The organism is Sodalis sp. CWE (assembly GCF_019646055.1).
Taxonomy (GTDB): domain Bacteria; phylum Pseudomonadota; class Gammaproteobacteria; order Enterobacterales; family Enterobacteriaceae; genus CWE.
The window spans coordinates 199,749-214,705 of the sequence record NZ_JAESFE010000001.1; the positions used below are offsets into that span (position 1 = coordinate 199,749).

The 14,957-nt window shown below is 31.0% G+C and carries 15 protein-coding genes and 1 tRNA gene; 6 read left to right on the forward strand and 10 right to left on the reverse strand.

From position 1 onward, the window contains the following. Positions 1-1,150 precede the first annotated feature (1,150 nt). Positions 1,151-2,518 (forward strand): serine endoprotease DegQ, encoded by a 1,368-nt coding sequence (degQ, locus tag JK145_RS00825; RefSeq protein ID WP_220665234.1) that lies wholly within the window; start codon positions 1,151-1,153, stop codon positions 2,516-2,518. Positions 2,519-2,639: 121 nt separating this feature from the next. Here degQ and murA read toward each other — a convergent pair whose 3' ends face one another. From murA to JK145_RS00860, 7 genes are all read right to left on the reverse strand, one after another. Continuing rightward, positions 2,640-3,890, reverse strand: coding sequence for a UDP-N-acetylglucosamine 1-carboxyvinyltransferase (murA, locus tag JK145_RS00830; protein ID WP_220665235.1), 1,251 nt, complete (start codon positions 3,888-3,890; stop codon positions 2,640-2,642). 61 nt (positions 3,891-3,951) lie between these two features. Further along, a complete protein-coding gene (locus tag JK145_RS00835) occupies positions 3,952-4,206 on the reverse strand; it encodes a BolA family protein (RefSeq protein WP_220664986.1) in 255 nt (84 codons plus the stop codon). Between the two features lie 241 nt (positions 4,207-4,447). Next, complete coding sequence (mlaB, locus tag JK145_RS00840) at positions 4,448-4,792, reverse strand: lipid asymmetry maintenance protein MlaB (protein ID WP_220664987.1); 345 nt, start codon at positions 4,790-4,792, stop codon at positions 4,448-4,450. Next, on the reverse strand, positions 4,792-5,430 hold the full coding sequence (mlaC, locus tag JK145_RS00845; RefSeq protein WP_220664988.1) for a phospholipid-binding protein MlaC: 639 nt from the start codon (positions 5,428-5,430) through the stop codon (positions 4,792-4,794). Before mlaC ends, mlaB begins: the two co-directional genes overlap by 1 nt. A 341-nt stretch (positions 5,431-5,771) precedes the next feature. Further along, positions 5,772-6,257 carry an outer membrane lipid asymmetry maintenance protein MlaD gene (mlaD, locus tag JK145_RS00850; RefSeq protein WP_220664989.1) on the reverse strand — a complete coding sequence of 162 codons (486 nt, stop codon included), beginning with the start codon at positions 6,255-6,257 and terminating at the stop codon, positions 5,772-5,774. A gap of 5 nt (positions 6,258-6,262) precedes the next feature. Next, on the reverse strand, positions 6,263-7,045 hold the full coding sequence (gene mlaE, locus JK145_RS00855) for a lipid asymmetry maintenance ABC transporter permease subunit MlaE (protein ID WP_220664990.1): 783 nt from the start codon (positions 7,043-7,045) through the stop codon (positions 6,263-6,265). A 27-nt stretch (positions 7,046-7,072) separates the two neighbouring features. Beyond that, positions 7,073-7,909 (reverse strand): ATP-binding cassette domain-containing protein, encoded by an 837-nt coding sequence (locus JK145_RS00860; RefSeq protein ID WP_220664991.1) that lies wholly within the window; start codon positions 7,907-7,909, stop codon positions 7,073-7,075. Between the two features lie 1,069 nt (positions 7,910-8,978). On the opposite strand from JK145_RS00860, the gene kdsC reads away from it, so the two are divergent. From kdsC to ptsN, 5 genes are all read left to right on the forward strand, one after another. After that, complete coding sequence (kdsC, locus tag JK145_RS00865; protein ID WP_220664992.1) at positions 8,979-9,515, forward strand: 3-deoxy-manno-octulosonate-8-phosphatase KdsC; 537 nt, start codon at positions 8,979-8,981, stop codon at positions 9,513-9,515. A 49-nt stretch (positions 9,516-9,564) separates the two neighbouring features. Further along, positions 9,565-10,140 carry an LPS export ABC transporter periplasmic protein LptC gene (gene lptC / locus JK145_RS00870; protein ID WP_220664993.1) on the forward strand — a complete coding sequence of 192 codons (576 nt, stop codon included), beginning with the start codon at positions 9,565-9,567 and terminating at the stop codon, positions 10,138-10,140. A 41-nt stretch (positions 10,141-10,181) separates the two neighbouring features. Further along, a complete protein-coding gene (lptA, locus tag JK145_RS00875) occupies positions 10,182-10,637 on the forward strand; it encodes a lipopolysaccharide transport periplasmic protein LptA (RefSeq protein WP_220664994.1) in 456 nt (151 codons plus the stop codon). Between the two features lie 16 nt (positions 10,638-10,653). After that, on the forward strand, positions 10,654-11,379 hold the full coding sequence (gene lptB, locus JK145_RS00880) for an LPS export ABC transporter ATP-binding protein (RefSeq protein WP_220664995.1): 726 nt from the start codon (positions 10,654-10,656) through the stop codon (positions 11,377-11,379). 628 nt (positions 11,380-12,007) lie between these two features. Continuing rightward, positions 12,008-12,487 (forward strand): PTS IIA-like nitrogen regulatory protein PtsN, encoded by a 480-nt coding sequence (ptsN, locus tag JK145_RS00885; protein ID WP_255555777.1) that lies wholly within the window; start codon positions 12,008-12,010, stop codon positions 12,485-12,487. A gap of 124 nt (positions 12,488-12,611) precedes the next feature. On the opposite strand, the gene JK145_RS00890 is transcribed toward ptsN, so the two are convergent. From JK145_RS00890 to mreC, 3 genes are all read right to left on the reverse strand, one after another. After that, a tRNA-Leu gene (locus JK145_RS00890) sits at positions 12,612-12,694 on the reverse strand. Positions 12,695-13,212: 518 nt separating this feature from the next. Further along, positions 13,213-13,698: a rod shape-determining protein MreD gene (mreD, locus tag JK145_RS00895; RefSeq protein WP_220664996.1), complete on the reverse strand. Its 486-nt coding sequence runs from the start codon at positions 13,696-13,698 to the stop codon at positions 13,213-13,215. Positions 13,699-13,981: 283 nt separating this feature from the next. Then, positions 13,982-14,866, reverse strand: a complete 885-nt coding sequence (gene mreC / locus JK145_RS00900; protein ID WP_220664997.1) for a rod shape-determining protein MreC — start codon at positions 14,864-14,866, stop codon at positions 13,982-13,984. Positions 14,867-14,957 lie beyond the last annotated feature (91 nt).

Here is a 14,957-nt window from a genome sequence, read left to right on the forward strand (position 1 = left end):
ATTGTTTAAAACAAAGAATTAAGCCAATTTTTTATTGGAAATGATGCTTATAGTAAATGAAATTTATGTAAATTTATTACAGTAGCTTCGTTATTTGAACGTAAAGAGAAATTGATCATACAAAAATTAGGTTTTATTCTTTCTTAAAATATTTAAACACTAGTTCAAATTTATCGTTGATAACGACATTTGCTATACTTAATACATATGAAAATTAGATAAATTTAAAATTTTTTAAAAAATTTTAAATAAGAAAAACGATCCTGTTTTTGGATAAAAAAGTGTTACTATTTTAATGATTGCTGTTGAATTAAAGTATTAACCGATACTAGATAGTATCAAAAAAAAAGAAAACTCATTAAATAGATGACTAATATTTAATTGAAAACTAAAAAAAATAATCTCTATTAAATTTTAATTTATTTGGGATATAGTCTTCTCATTTTAAATTTTATGTTCATAATTTAACACAAAACGTAATCAAATTTTTTAATGCTTATTGATCAGCGAAAGTATCATATTTTTTCATTTTAACTTTCTTCTTTTTATTTTTTAGAGCAGAAAAGAATTTAATGTAAGCGCTTTCTTAAGTTAAGAAAGTTCTCCCTTAAGTCCATGGTGTTTAATAAACTAAATATGGCCATCTTAAGAGGATCAACATAGCTATTTCTTTTAATAAAGAACTCAAGCTTTATTAAATAAATAATGACCTAAAAAATTTTTCTTTTTACTTATCGCTTTGATAAAAAATTAAAAAATTCTTTAATACTTGATTATTAGTTTCTGTGAGAATATACATGCATATATATTGCTTATTTTACATTATCAGTGAATTTTAAGTTTCTTAAAAGATCGTTAAAATACAGACAAATAAAATTGATATAACCAAATAAGAGAACTAAAAAAACACGGTAATCTTTATTTTTTCTTTTGTAGGAAGTTCGTTATTTAATCACAATCAAACATAATGTAGTATACACTAATTTTTGATATCATGATTTATTGACAATTCGATACAAAAGAATTTAGTCAAAACTAATAAATTAGTTTTGTAGCGAATTATACAATATAAGGTTATTGTTTTCTATCTAAATTAGAAACCAACATGGTGATGGAAGATGCTTGAAAAAGTGAACCAATGAATATTCTGATGAAAACAATTGCACTATTTAGTACATTAATATTTAGTATTGGGATCAATCTAATTCCTTTTTCAATATCTCAAGCAAAAGTTGTAGATGAGATAACGGAACAATGTATACCAAGCTTGGCTCCAATGTTATCTAAAGTTCTACCAGCAGTCGTAAGTGTTCATGTTGAAGGTTCTCAACTATTTCGACGTCCTCTAATACCCAAAGAATTTAAATATTTTTTCGGACCAGACATTCCTGGCAACAATGGAGCTCGTCCTTTTGAAGGGTTAGGTTCTGGTGTTATTATTAATGCTGAAAAAGGCTATATTATTACTAACAATCATGTGGTGAATGGTGCAGACAAAATCAAAGTACAACTTAATGATGGCCGTGAATTTGATGCTAAGTTAGTTGGTCGAGATGAACAGACAGATTTAGCGCTTTTGAAACTTCCAGCACCAAAAAATCTTAGCGAAGTAACCATAGCAGATTCAGATACTTTGAAGGTTGGTGATTTTGCCGTTGCAGTAGGTAATCCATTTGGCTTAGGACAAACAGCAACTTCTGGCATCATTTCTGCTTTAGGAAGAAGTGGTCTTAATTTAGAGGGTCTAGAAAATTTTATTCAGACTGATGCATCCATAAATCGTGGAAATTCAGGAGGTGCGCTTGTCAATCTCAATGGTAAGTTAATTGGTATCAATACTGCTATCCTTGCACCAGGAGGTGGAAATATTGGAATCGGATTTGCCATTCCAAGTAACATTGTCAAGAGTTTGAGCCAACAGTTAATTGAATATGGTGAAGTTAAACGTGGTCAATTAGGAATTAAAGGCACTGAGTTAACTGCTGATATTGCTAAAGCTTTTAATATTGACGCGCAACGTGGCGCCTTTGTTAGTGAAGTGCTACCAAATTCCGCTGCTTATAAAGCTGGTATCAAAGCTGGCGATATTATTGTTTCAATAGAAGGAAAAAGCATTCAAAGTTTTGCTGAATTACGAGTTAAAGTTGGAACAACTATACCTGGAAAAACTATCAAACTAGGTCTATTACGCAACGGTAAGGCTAAAACAGTTTCGGTAATTTTAGATGATGGCGCTTTTGCTATTACTAGCGAAGAAATTCTTACTCCAGCTTTGCAAGGAGCTACTCTTAGTAACGGAAGATTAAAAGACGGAACCAAAGGCGTTCAAGTAGAGGAAGTGTTAAAAGATTCTTCTGCTGCTGCAATTGGTTTACAAAAAGGCGACATGATTATCGGCTTAAATCGCGAGCGAGTACAAAACGTTGTACAATTACGAAAAGTACTAGAAACTAAACCGGCAGTTATGGCGCTCAATATAATTCGTGGTAATACAAGTATCTTTTTATTACTACGATAGACTTTTTCCAAACTAAAGAAAAACTCTTAAAAAGAGTTTAATTGTATCAAGAATCGTATCTTTTAATTTAAGAAATTAAAGGTAATACCTGGTTTTTTTCAAAAAAATAGTTTACTTGTCATTAAATACGTTCTATATTGGCACCTATACGCCGTAGTTTATTTTCGATTCGATCGTAACCGCGATCAATATGAAAAATATGATCTATCACTGTCACCCCTTCAGCAATACATCCAGCTAATACTAGACAAGCAGAAGCACGCAAATCGGTCGCCATTACTTGCGCTCCTGATAAAATCTCAACACCATGACAAATAATAGTATTACTTTCGATTTCTGCATGTGCTCCCATTCGAATTAATTCAGGAACGTGCATAAAACGATTTTCAAAAATACTCTCAGTTATAATACCAGTTCCAACAGCCACGAGATTTAGCAAGCTAAACTGTGCTTGCATATCAGTAGGAAAACCAGGATATGGAGCAGTACGTATCATTACTGCTTTTGGACGTCGACTGTGCATATCTAAACTAATCCAATTTTCTCCAACGATAATATCCGCTCCTGCTTCTCTTAATTTGATTAAGACCGCATCTAGTATATCAGAACGAGTAGCGTGACAAACAACATTGCCACGAGAAATAGCTGCTACCACTAAGAAAGTGCCGGTCTCAATACGATCAGGTAGTACCTGATATACTCCACCGCCGAGATGATCGACTCCTTCAATGATGATCCTATTAGTTCCTGCGCCGCTAATTTTTGCACCTAACGTAATAAGAAAATTAGCAGTGTCCACAATCTCTGGCTCACGAGCAGCATTTTCAATGATAGTTTTGCCTATTGCTAATGTTGCAGCGCTCATAACTGTCACAGTAGCACCTACGCTTACTTTTTCCATAACGATTCGTGCACCGTGCAACCGACCATTTGACAATGCTTTTATAGAATTAGATTCTAATTTGATAGTTGCTCCTAGTTGTTCAAGGCCACTAATATGCAAATCTATAGGCCGAGCACCAATGGGACAACCTCCTGGAAAAGATACTTGTCCTTGTCCAAAACGTGCTACAAGTGGTCCAAGTACCCAAATTGATGCACGTATAGCTCGTACTAATTCACAAGGTGCACAATATACATTAACATTTCTAGCATCTACATATACTGATTCATTCTGTTCAGCCTTAGCGCCTAATTGATTAAGTAATTTGACGGTAACATCGATATCTTTTAACTTGGGAACGTTTTGAATCTCTACTGGCTCCTCTGCAAGAAGAGAAGAAAATAAAATTGGTAATGCGGCATTTTTTGCACCCGAAATAGTAACTTCTCCGCTCAATGTGGTAGGACCACAGACACGAAACTTATCTATCATAATTACTACCATTGTATATTTAAACGGAAAAACGATTAGTCTATTACAGTAATAAACATTAAGACCTATTTAGTTTTTGGTCAGATTGCCACTCATCTGGAGTAAAAGCTCTGATTGACAAAGAGTGAATCCTATTATCCGCAATATATTTCATTAATGGTCCGTAGATTGTTTGCTGTTTTTTTAACTGACTCATTCCAGCAAATTGTTGGCTAACCGCGATAATAAGAAAGTGGTTACCATCGTTACTTATATAGACTTCATCTAATATTAGAGATTTTTTCAAAATTGATTTAATTTCATTCGATTCCATTTTAATAAAATTCCTGTAATAAAGATTAATTTATTACATCTGAAATAAATTTTTTCTCTAGAAAAAAATATTCACCGTAATGTTTTTTTTGAAGAGATAAAAAAAGACCATCCATTTGCTAAATATAAGTAAAAATTCAACCAATGAATAAAGTTTCGCTAAACAACGGTATGATATTTAAAAAGTAATCTTATCCAAAATACTAATACCATTTTCGTTATAAGAACAAAAAACGTGACGTCTACCTCAGAGTAGAAACTTTCTTTAAAGAAAGGTTATCTGTACACTTAATTTGTCGAAAAGGTAAAACCATCTGTAGTTTATATAACAATACAAGCGTATACAATTTATCAGTTATTCCTATAAGCGCAAGCGTTCTACCATGTAGCCGTTGATGATGGTAAAAATGCAGCATAAGCGCCATTCCTGCAGAATCAATATGATTTAGATTGGAAACATCTAAAAAATAAATATTCCTTAGTAAGGAAAGACGTTTTCTCCAAAGAGATAATAATGTATCTCGACCTAGTTCTCCTTGTAGGACTAATGTTTTTTCTTTTGTATACCAACTCAATTTTTCGCTCATTATGTCGATAATCCATCAGTCATTGTTGCTATTCTAGCGGTGGAATTTTGTAATTGTTCAATTAATCCATTAATACCTTTGTTATGCAACAGGGAAGTCCATTCGTGCTGTTTTGTTTTAATTATGCTAGCTCCATTAATAGCTATATCAAGAATTTGCCAATTACCGGAAATATTATTTTTATGCCACTGAAAATCAAAATAAATTGGCATATGATATTCTTTTTCAAAAACCGACATACGAATGATTACGGTTTTAGCTCCAGCGTTGAGAGGTTTTTCTGACTCTATTTGATAAATCTGATTATCGTAAAGGGCCAATGCTTGTCCATAAACTTGTTCTAAATAATCCTGGAACAATTTAAAATAAATGTGTTTCTGTTTTGGAGTAGCTTCTTTATAATAATGTCCTAAAACTAATGCACCAGCATATTTTATATGCATATAAGGAAATAGCTCTTCTCGTACAATAACACGTAGGTAATTAGAATTTTTATGAACTTCCTCTTTTTCTGCTTTTAAACGAGTGAAAGTTCTATCAATAACATCATTCATTAAACAGTAAGGATTATTAAGATCAGTAGATTGCGCTATTAATGTAATCGTTAGAAGTACCGGTATCAATATTTTTTTTAACATACTTACCTCCTACAAGGATACCCTAAGTTTGTGCTATTAGCATAGGACCTCATTGATGCGCATCTTGCAGAATAAACAAATAAATTAAAGCATAAAACTAATATGAACATTACCAATATAAATCAGTCACTACTTTTTTTTAAGCCAAGAAGTTTCTCTAGAATTTTATCAAAAAAAAGTAGAATACTAGTTGTATTAATTATTTAGTTTTGAATATTTCAATCTTGAAAAACAACTATTTCATCTTCATAAAGAACATCAAACTGCTTTATTTGAAGCATATACCCAAAAATAAACTAATTAAGAACTATAATTTATTCCTTTATTACAGTAAGAATAACTTAAGGAATCCCTCCTAAGAGGGAGTTTTTATAGACAAATAGTCCAATAAGATCTTCTAACGCCATGGTTGATTTAGTATCATGGATTACGCTACCATCCCCCAAAAAAGATTTACTAATTTTTGGATCATTGAATCCAATATTAAGTGCTAGATATTGTTCTCCCAAAAGCCCAGATGTTCGAATAGCTAGAGAGCTAGAATCAGGTATTTGATTATACGTTTTTTCAATTTCCATTGTAACTATCGGCATATAAGTCTCCGGATCAAGTGTAATGCTTGTAACTCGTCCAATTACAACGCCTCCAATCCTTACAGGAGAACGAACTTTGAGAACACCAACATTATTAAAAGAAGCAATAACCTGGTAGGTTGGTTTTTTACAGAAAGAACGAATATTTATTACTTTTAAACAAAGAAAAATAACAGCGCAGAAGGTAATAATCATGAATATCCCAACCCATATTTCACTTCTTCTTGTTTGCATTGTGCTTAATATCCAAACATCAGTATTGTTAATAAAAAATCCAATCCTAATACAATCAAAGAAGCATAAATCACTGTATGAATAGATGCACGACTAATTCCATCGAAGGTTGGATTTGCGTCATAACCGTTAAAAAGTGCAATCCAAATAATAACATTAGCAAAGACAAAACTTTTAATCTCACAATTAATTAAATCATGTCGCCAATCTATAGCGTTATGCATTACAGACCAAAAAAGACCACTATCAACACCCTTCCATTGAATGCTAACCAAGGCGCTCCCTAAAATTCCGACAGTAACAAAAATTATTGTCAGAAATGGCATACTAATGACACCAGCCCAAAAACGTGGCGCTATCACTCGACGTAATGGATCTACCGCCATTAGTTCTAGGCTAGAAAGTTGTTCAGTTATTTTCATTAATCCTATTTCAGTGCTAAGCATGGAACCAACTAAACCAGTAAATAATAAAGCAACCATAACAGGTCCAAACTCACGTAATAAAGATAATGCAACTAGCATGCCAAGACTAGATTCTGCACTGTAGGTTGTAAGAATAATATTACCTTGTAATCCCAATACCATTCCGATAAATAAGCCAGATATTAAAACAATTACTAATGATAATGAAATAATGCTATAGATCTGTTTTATCAACAGACTCCATTGTTCATATAACGTAGGTTTTCCTACTAATGCATTAAAAAGCATGATTCCAGCTCGACCGAAATTATGGCAAGTCTTATTTCCAAGGAATCCAATAGAAGCTATTGTTTTTATTATCATGATTAAACCAGGTCCTTATTACTTAAGTTAGTTATTCTTACCTAACAAATGAGTTTGGTAATCTTCAACACCAGGTATATTAAAAGAAATAGGTCCATCAGGGAAACCATTTAAAAATTGTTTTACTAATGGATCTTGACTTTTAAAAAGATTATCCGGTGTTCCCTCCGCTACGACATGTCGTTCGGCAACAATATAAGAGTAATCAGCAATTTTCAATACTTCAGGAACATCATGTGACACCACAATACAAGTTATACCGAGCGAACAGTTTAGATTGCTAATCAATGTAGACAAAACTCCTACAGTTATGGGATCATGTCCCACAAACGGCTCATCGAGCATAATTAATTCAGGTTCCAAAATAATTGCACGCGCTAAAGCTACACGACGTATCATTCCGCCGGATAATTCTGATGGCATTACTGATTCAGCTCCACGTAAACCGACCACTTCAAGCGTCATTAAAACAGTACTTCGTAGAATTGATTCCGGTAAACGAGCATGATGATGACGAAGTGGAAATGCTACATTTTCAAAAACGTTATCATCAGTAAACAAAGCACCTGATTGAAATAACATGCTTATTTTCTTACGAACCTCATAAAGTCGACGACGAGATAAAGTGGGTATATTATCTCCATTTATCCAAATTTCCCCACCGCATGGAGGTAGTTGACCTCCAATAAGACGAAGAAGCGTAGTCTTACCAACTCCTGATGGTCCTATAATTGCCGTCACCTTTCCACGCGGAAATGAAATATTCATTCTGTCAAAGACAACACGATTTTTCCAACGAAAACTTAATTCATGGATTTCTACCAAATTGGAACTTGGATTTGTATTTGTACGGTTTGTTGCCATTTTTTTTTGCTTATCTGCGATAACCGTAAATGGTGACGAAATAAATTTATTTTATATTTTACTCATTTCTGATAGAACCTGACGTTAAAAAAATTATTGTCCTGTCTGATTTTCTAAATTTCATAACTAAGATCGGTTTGGTCAATATCCGCTATTAATATAACGATTATTCATTATATTAATTAAGAACTTAATATAGGTGAATACTAATAAAAGTAATTCTCTTCTAAAATCAGAATTTTATCTTGATTTTGCATTCTATATACTTCTGGATGTTATTGATAGTTTTTAAGCGAAAAGAATGTCAGCTTCTTAAGTGTTTTTATAGATTCCAAATCTATTATAAATTATATTAAATCAAAAATTTTAAGACTTTTTAAGTTTCTTTAAATGGTGTTATACACTATTTCTCTTTGAAAACCTACTTATACTATTTTTATTTTAGTAATTTTGATTCTATTTTTTTAAAATTATTAAGTTGAATATTGGTTTTTTCTAATTATTAGCAATAAAATTTTTAAGCAACTTTAGTAAGCAATGTTTCATACTATTCTTTGAGGAAACTGATGTAACAAACATATGCTTAAATATAAGCGTATTTATTTTGATAAAATCGCATTTCGTTTCAGCATTAAAATCCCTAATTGTATTATTTTTAGTAGAGATAATCCATAATGCAATGAGTGTTTTATTACTTAAAGTTATTAAGTGTACGATGTCCCTGTAAATTAACACTATATTAATATAATTTTTTGAATTATATATTCTTACTTAGAAACCTAAAAATTATTTAGACAACTTCTGTTATTCGGATATAAAATTCCTTCATTGATAACATTTTTTAATATTACTGGATACTCTAATTTAGATGTCTTTTAAAAAAGCAAAGTAACTAATATCACAACTTTATTAATGCACAAGGTGCGAATGAATTTTCGAATAATCAAATTAACATTAGTTCTTAAAACGGGAGCTGATTAATTTGCCTTAAATCACTATTAAAAACTAATTTCTGCAAAGATCAGGAATTTAATTTAGTAGAAAATATAAGATAGGAAAAATAAAATTTATGCACAAAAGTTTCTCTATCGAAACATATTATGGACCAATAGCTGATCAAATTTTAGAAAAAGCCAAAGACATTCGTTTGCTAGTTTGTGATGTAGATGGCGTTATGTCTAATGGATTAATTTATGTAAACAATTATGGTGAAGAGTTCAAAACATTTAATATACGTGATAATTATGGAATTCAGCGACTTCTTGATTCAAATATTGAAATGGCCATTATTACGGGACGATATACTAATTTTCTTAAAACTTACTGCTTAACAATTGGAATTAAATATCTTTATCAAGGACAAAAAGAAAAAATTTTAGCACTTAATGAACTACTCAATAAACTAAAATTAACAACAGAACAAGTGGCCTATTTAGGAGATGATTTAATTGATTCTCCAGTTATGGAACAAGTTGGACTGAGCATAGCAGTGGCTGATGCACATCCAACTATAAAGTCCATATCTGATTATATTACTAGAGCTTCCGGTGGATTTGGTGCAGTGAGGGAAGTTTGTGATTTATTATTATGTTCTCGCGTAGATTGAGAAATTGCAAAAAAAATAAAAATCAAATAGATTTAGTGTGAACAGAAGAATGCATTGGATCCCTTTATTATTAGGATTAATAATCCTGACATTCACCATAAAATATTTAATTAATAATGTCAGTTTGGTTCATTCATTACTTTATGTTAATGAACCGATTTGTCAAAGCGATTTTATTAAAACGGTAATTTATAATTCTACAGGTAAGATTAACTGCAAGTTAATAGCAGATCATATAGAATTTTTTAATGAAAAACGAATCAGTTGGTTTATTCAATTGTCTGCTACCACATTTAATGAAAATACAGAGCCCACTTGGTCGGCAAAAGCTGATAGGGGAAAATTAGTTAATAACAAAATGCTTTATTTATATGGTCATGTTCAAATAGTTAGTTTGAAAAATACTTCACAAATTCAAAAAATTGTTACAGAAAGTGCAGTGATTAACTTAGTTACACATGATATTTTTTCAAATAACTCAATTACCTTATGTGGTCAAGACTTTATATCCTCAGGTATGAGGATGTGCGGTAATTTGAATAAAAAAACTATCAAACTGATTGAAAAAGTAAAGACTTCCTATAACAGGAAGAATGTGCAGTGCAAATTTTCATCTACCAAATAATTTGCTTTTATTTAACATTTTTTAACACAAAAGCACTGGCATTGATCGGTGATCATAGAGAACCAATTTATGTGCAAGCTATGCAACAAAAAGTAGATATAGTTAGTGATACCATTACTTTTATTGGTAAAGTAATGATAAGACGCGGTTCAATTAATATTTATGCCGACAAAGTGATTATCTTTCATTTTAAAAATGAAAGGTATCAAATCATCATAGGTTATGGCGATCTAATTTCTTTTAGACAATTACAAGATGATGGTAGATTAATACAAGGTTATTCAAAAAAAATACGTTATGAAGTCGCAAATGGTCTCGTCATCCTAAAAGATAACGCTTACCTAAAACATTTAGGCAATTCCATAAGAAGTGATTATATAGCTTATTTAATTAAAGAACAACGTGCAGAAGCCTTTGGCAATAAGGATAAACAGGTAACTGTTGTGCTAATGCCAAAAAAAACACCAAGTAACTATCATAGAAAAAAAATTAACTAAATTATCCTAGTCCACTATGTCAAAATTGATTGCAGAAAATTTAACTAAAATCTATAAAGGGCGTCAAGTGGTAGAAAAGGTTAGTTTAGCGGTAAAATCTAAAGAAATTGTTGGATTATTAGGTCCCAACGGAGCAGGAAAAACCACTACGTTTTATATGATGGTAGGTCTTGTTCATCAAGACAACGGAAGAATTACCATTGATGATGATGATATCAGTTTTCTGCCTTTATATGCTCGTGCACGTCGAGGAATTGCATATTTGCCGCAGGAACCATCGATTTTTCGACGCTTAAGTGTGTTTGATAATTTAATGGCAGTACTGCAAATTCGTTTGGATCTTAGTCGTAAACAGCGTAATATTCGAGCAAAAGAGCTAATGGAAGAATTCTGTATTAGTCATTTGCGCGATTCTCCTGGAGAACTCCTATCTGGAGGAGAGAGACGACGAGTGGAGATTGCTAGAGCCCTTGCTATTAATCCAAAATTCATCTTATTAGATGAACCGTTTTCTGGCATTGATCCGCTTTCGATTATTGAAATCAAAAAAATAATCGAACATTTATGTATTAGCGGTCTTGGTGTGTTAATTACCGATCATAACGTTCGTGAAACGTTGGATGTGTGTGAGCAAGCCTATATTGTTAATCAAGGAAAACTAATCACATTTGGTTCTCCATCTAAAATTATGCTTGATAAGCAGGTTAAAAAAGTTTACCTGGGTGAAAATTTTCGTTTATAAAACATTAATTAATATTTAATTTTGATATTTATGGGAATTTACTTATTTAAAATAAATTTTAAATTTAGAGATTTTCACTAGAAATTACTCAATATTAGTAGTATTAAATCGCAAGTTTTTTAAAAAAACCAATGTTTCGACTTATACTATAATAATTAACTTTTATTCTTCTTTAAAAAAGAACTTTTACATTAATTGAAATTTTAAAAACTATTGTTATATTGCTCCGCTTGTGTAGTTACTTAAAGTAATAATTATTTATGCAATAAAAATTTGTAATTAAAAAATTAATTACCTTGTTTTAACTATTGCAGTTAGATGAATTTGTTTAAGTCAATAAGCTCTTTTTAAGAGTTCTTAAGAGAGGAGATTATTTTATTTCTTTTCTACTACTATCTAATATCTTAGATCTCTTATTTAAGAAATAATAGTGAAAAGTAAGGAAATAAAAAATTTTCTAATAATTAGAAAGAATTTATCAATTAATAATCTTGTAAGATTTTATTAAATAATTATTAGCATGAATCGGTTAATAACCGCTAATGCTTGATCTTTAATTCTTTATTCTAAAAAATTAATAACTATAAGTATATAATTAATTAATGTTTTTTAAATTAAAAACTTAATAATGATTAATAGTACAGCAATACAGATCAGTTCAGTATTAAACATTGAGTGTACTCGCAGCGATATTCTGTGCCCAAGCAAAAAAAAAGCATTGGAAATTGTTAGTGAACTAGCGGCAAAACAATTGAAAATTGCACCAAAAATAGTGCTTAACGCCGTGTTAACGCGTGAGCGTATGGGCAGTACTGGAATCGGAAAAGGTATTGCTATTCCACATGGTAAATTAGAAGAGGAAGATATACATGTAGTAGCCGGTGTATTTATCCGACTCGGACAGCCGATTGCTTTCGGGTCTATTGATAATCAACCGGTAGATTTATTATTTGCGCTTCTTGTTCCGGAAGAACTATGTCAGATTCATTTACATACTTTATCGTTAGTAGCTAAACATTTAACAGATAAAACTATTTGCCGTCGTTTACGTGATGCGAGAAATGCTAGAGAGCTATATCATATTATTACTGAAAACAAGGGAGAATGACGCTTTCTCTTAAATCTTTTATAAAGCAAAAAAAGGAGGATCTTTTCTTTAATTTTAAGTGGTGATAAGGATATATAATTGAATCTGAAACACTTCTTCAGAGCTAAAGAAGGAGATATGATAATGCCGAAGGCCGGACTTGAACCGGCATACCAAAAAGGTGGTTGATTTTGAGTCAACTGCGTTTGCCAATTTCGCCACTTCGGCTATAAAAAAGGTTTATAAAAAACTAAAAAAAGTTTATTATTAATTAATTTTCAACGCAATACAGATTACTTTTTTTAGTAAAAAAGTTGTTAGGTATCTGTAATTTAACGAATACTGTTAATTAAAAAATTGCCATTACTATTTTAATAGTTTATTGGTTTCTTAGGGAAAAGAAGTAGAACATTTTTTATTAAAAACTAGCGATAATTTTTTCTGACCGAAAAGATCTACAAAACGCTTTACATTTTTTAATTTTTTTAAAAAAGTGAAAATGTGGTTTAGGAGTTAAATGATTTTATTCTAAAATATAGAAAAATTAACTATATTTCCTTTGAATTTTCTACTTTATGTTTCATTTACCATAATATCACATTGTGAAATTTTTTAATTAGTGCAATTTTTGTTTATATATTTTAATGATATACGTATATGTACGACGAATATTATTAAGTACTATTAAAATCTAACTATATGTTTTTGATAGACTTACTTTTCTTTACGGAGAATGAATTATCCTGTTAAAAAAAAAATTTCAACTTTATTTTTTGCATTAATAGAAAAAACCACGGCCATAACGCACCATCTATTACGCTACTCCAAAAAATTTTAGGATGAAACACAGCGTTTATCACTAAAAATTCTTCTAAAAAAATCATCAAATGAGTCGCTACTGATAACCATGCTACAACAAATATCTGCTGCCATAAACGAATATTAAGAAACAATCGAAATTGATTCACTACTAGATAAGCGAGAGTGCTAAACGCCAAAGCGTGTACACCTATAGTTGAGCCTAAAATTACATCCATAATTAACCCAACAGTAAATCCTGTGCCTACATTAATGCGATATGGCATTGTCATTACCCAGTAAATAAGAAGTAATTTAATCCAAGAAGGACGGAAAAAACACATCTGTACTGGCCATGGCATAACTTGTAATATAATTGCAATAAGAAAGGAGAATAAAATGATAATAATCAGTTTATTTTTTTGATAGTTCAAATTTAAAATGTTCACCTTGCATTTACATTAAAATGACTATAATTGACACTTTTTAAGTTCTTTTCTGTCAAATTCAAAATTTATTGACTCTTACTCTTAAATAAGAAATAAATAATAAAAAATAAAAGTTTTAACTCTAGCAAAAGGCAAAATTCATTTTCAATACTTCTGCGAGAGCATTTTTCATTTTATGTTTTTTCAGTTACCGTTTTGCAAATTGTAAAGAACAATTTTTAATAAAAAATTACTTGTTTCTAGGAATTTTTTAAGTTAGAGGTTTGATTTACATTAAATGTTCACTTGCTATGCTTGGTACTTCATTTAATGAAAGCGAACCATTTTCAAACAATCCGACTTTTTTCCATATTAATAGTAAATAACGCGAACGATTTAAGGGAGCAATAGGTTTTGCCTGAATAATAGAAGAACGATTAGTGTCAATCTTTACCGAAGTTACTGTTGCTACTGGATAACCTTCTGGAAAACGACCTCCTAATCCAGAAGTGACCAATATATCGCCAATATGAATATCAGACTCATTTAACTGATTTTCCAATCGTAAATCTTTATCACAACCCCTTCCAAAAAGAATTGCCCGGATATTGTTTCGTAGTACTTCAATTGGTAATGCGTGCGAATAATCGCAAATCAAAAGCGTACGACTAGTAAATTTATTAGCAGAAATGACTTGACCTATCACTCCTTTATCGCTAACAACTGGCTGTCCAACATAAACACCATTATTTAACCCCTTGTCAATTATTAATTGATTACTATAAGGAGTTTCGATAGTCGCGATTACCTGAGCAAGCATTTTTCGCTCATTTAAATGAATGGGCGATTCAAGTAATGCTCGGAGTTGATCGTTTTCTTTTTTATATCGATTCAATAAAAATTGATCACTGTTTTTCAAAAACAGTGCTTGATGCAAGATTTTATTTTCTAAAGCAAGTTTATTATGAGCTGTTAATGTATTTGATACATTATCAAGTAACTGATACGTATAATTTATTAACATATAAAAAGGGCTTATAGCTGCATTTGTATAAGTACGAACTTTTTCAAATGCTTCTGTCTTGCTATCTATAATAGCAAAAATCACTGCCATTAATATCATTAAAAAAAATCGTATTTGTAAAATAAAATGCGTATTCAATATCGACTTCATAACCTTAAAGGTGTTCCTCTAAATGTTAAAAATTAACCTTTTAATAGAGTCCTCTGCCGCTTAGAAATATTATTGTTATAAACAATATTCT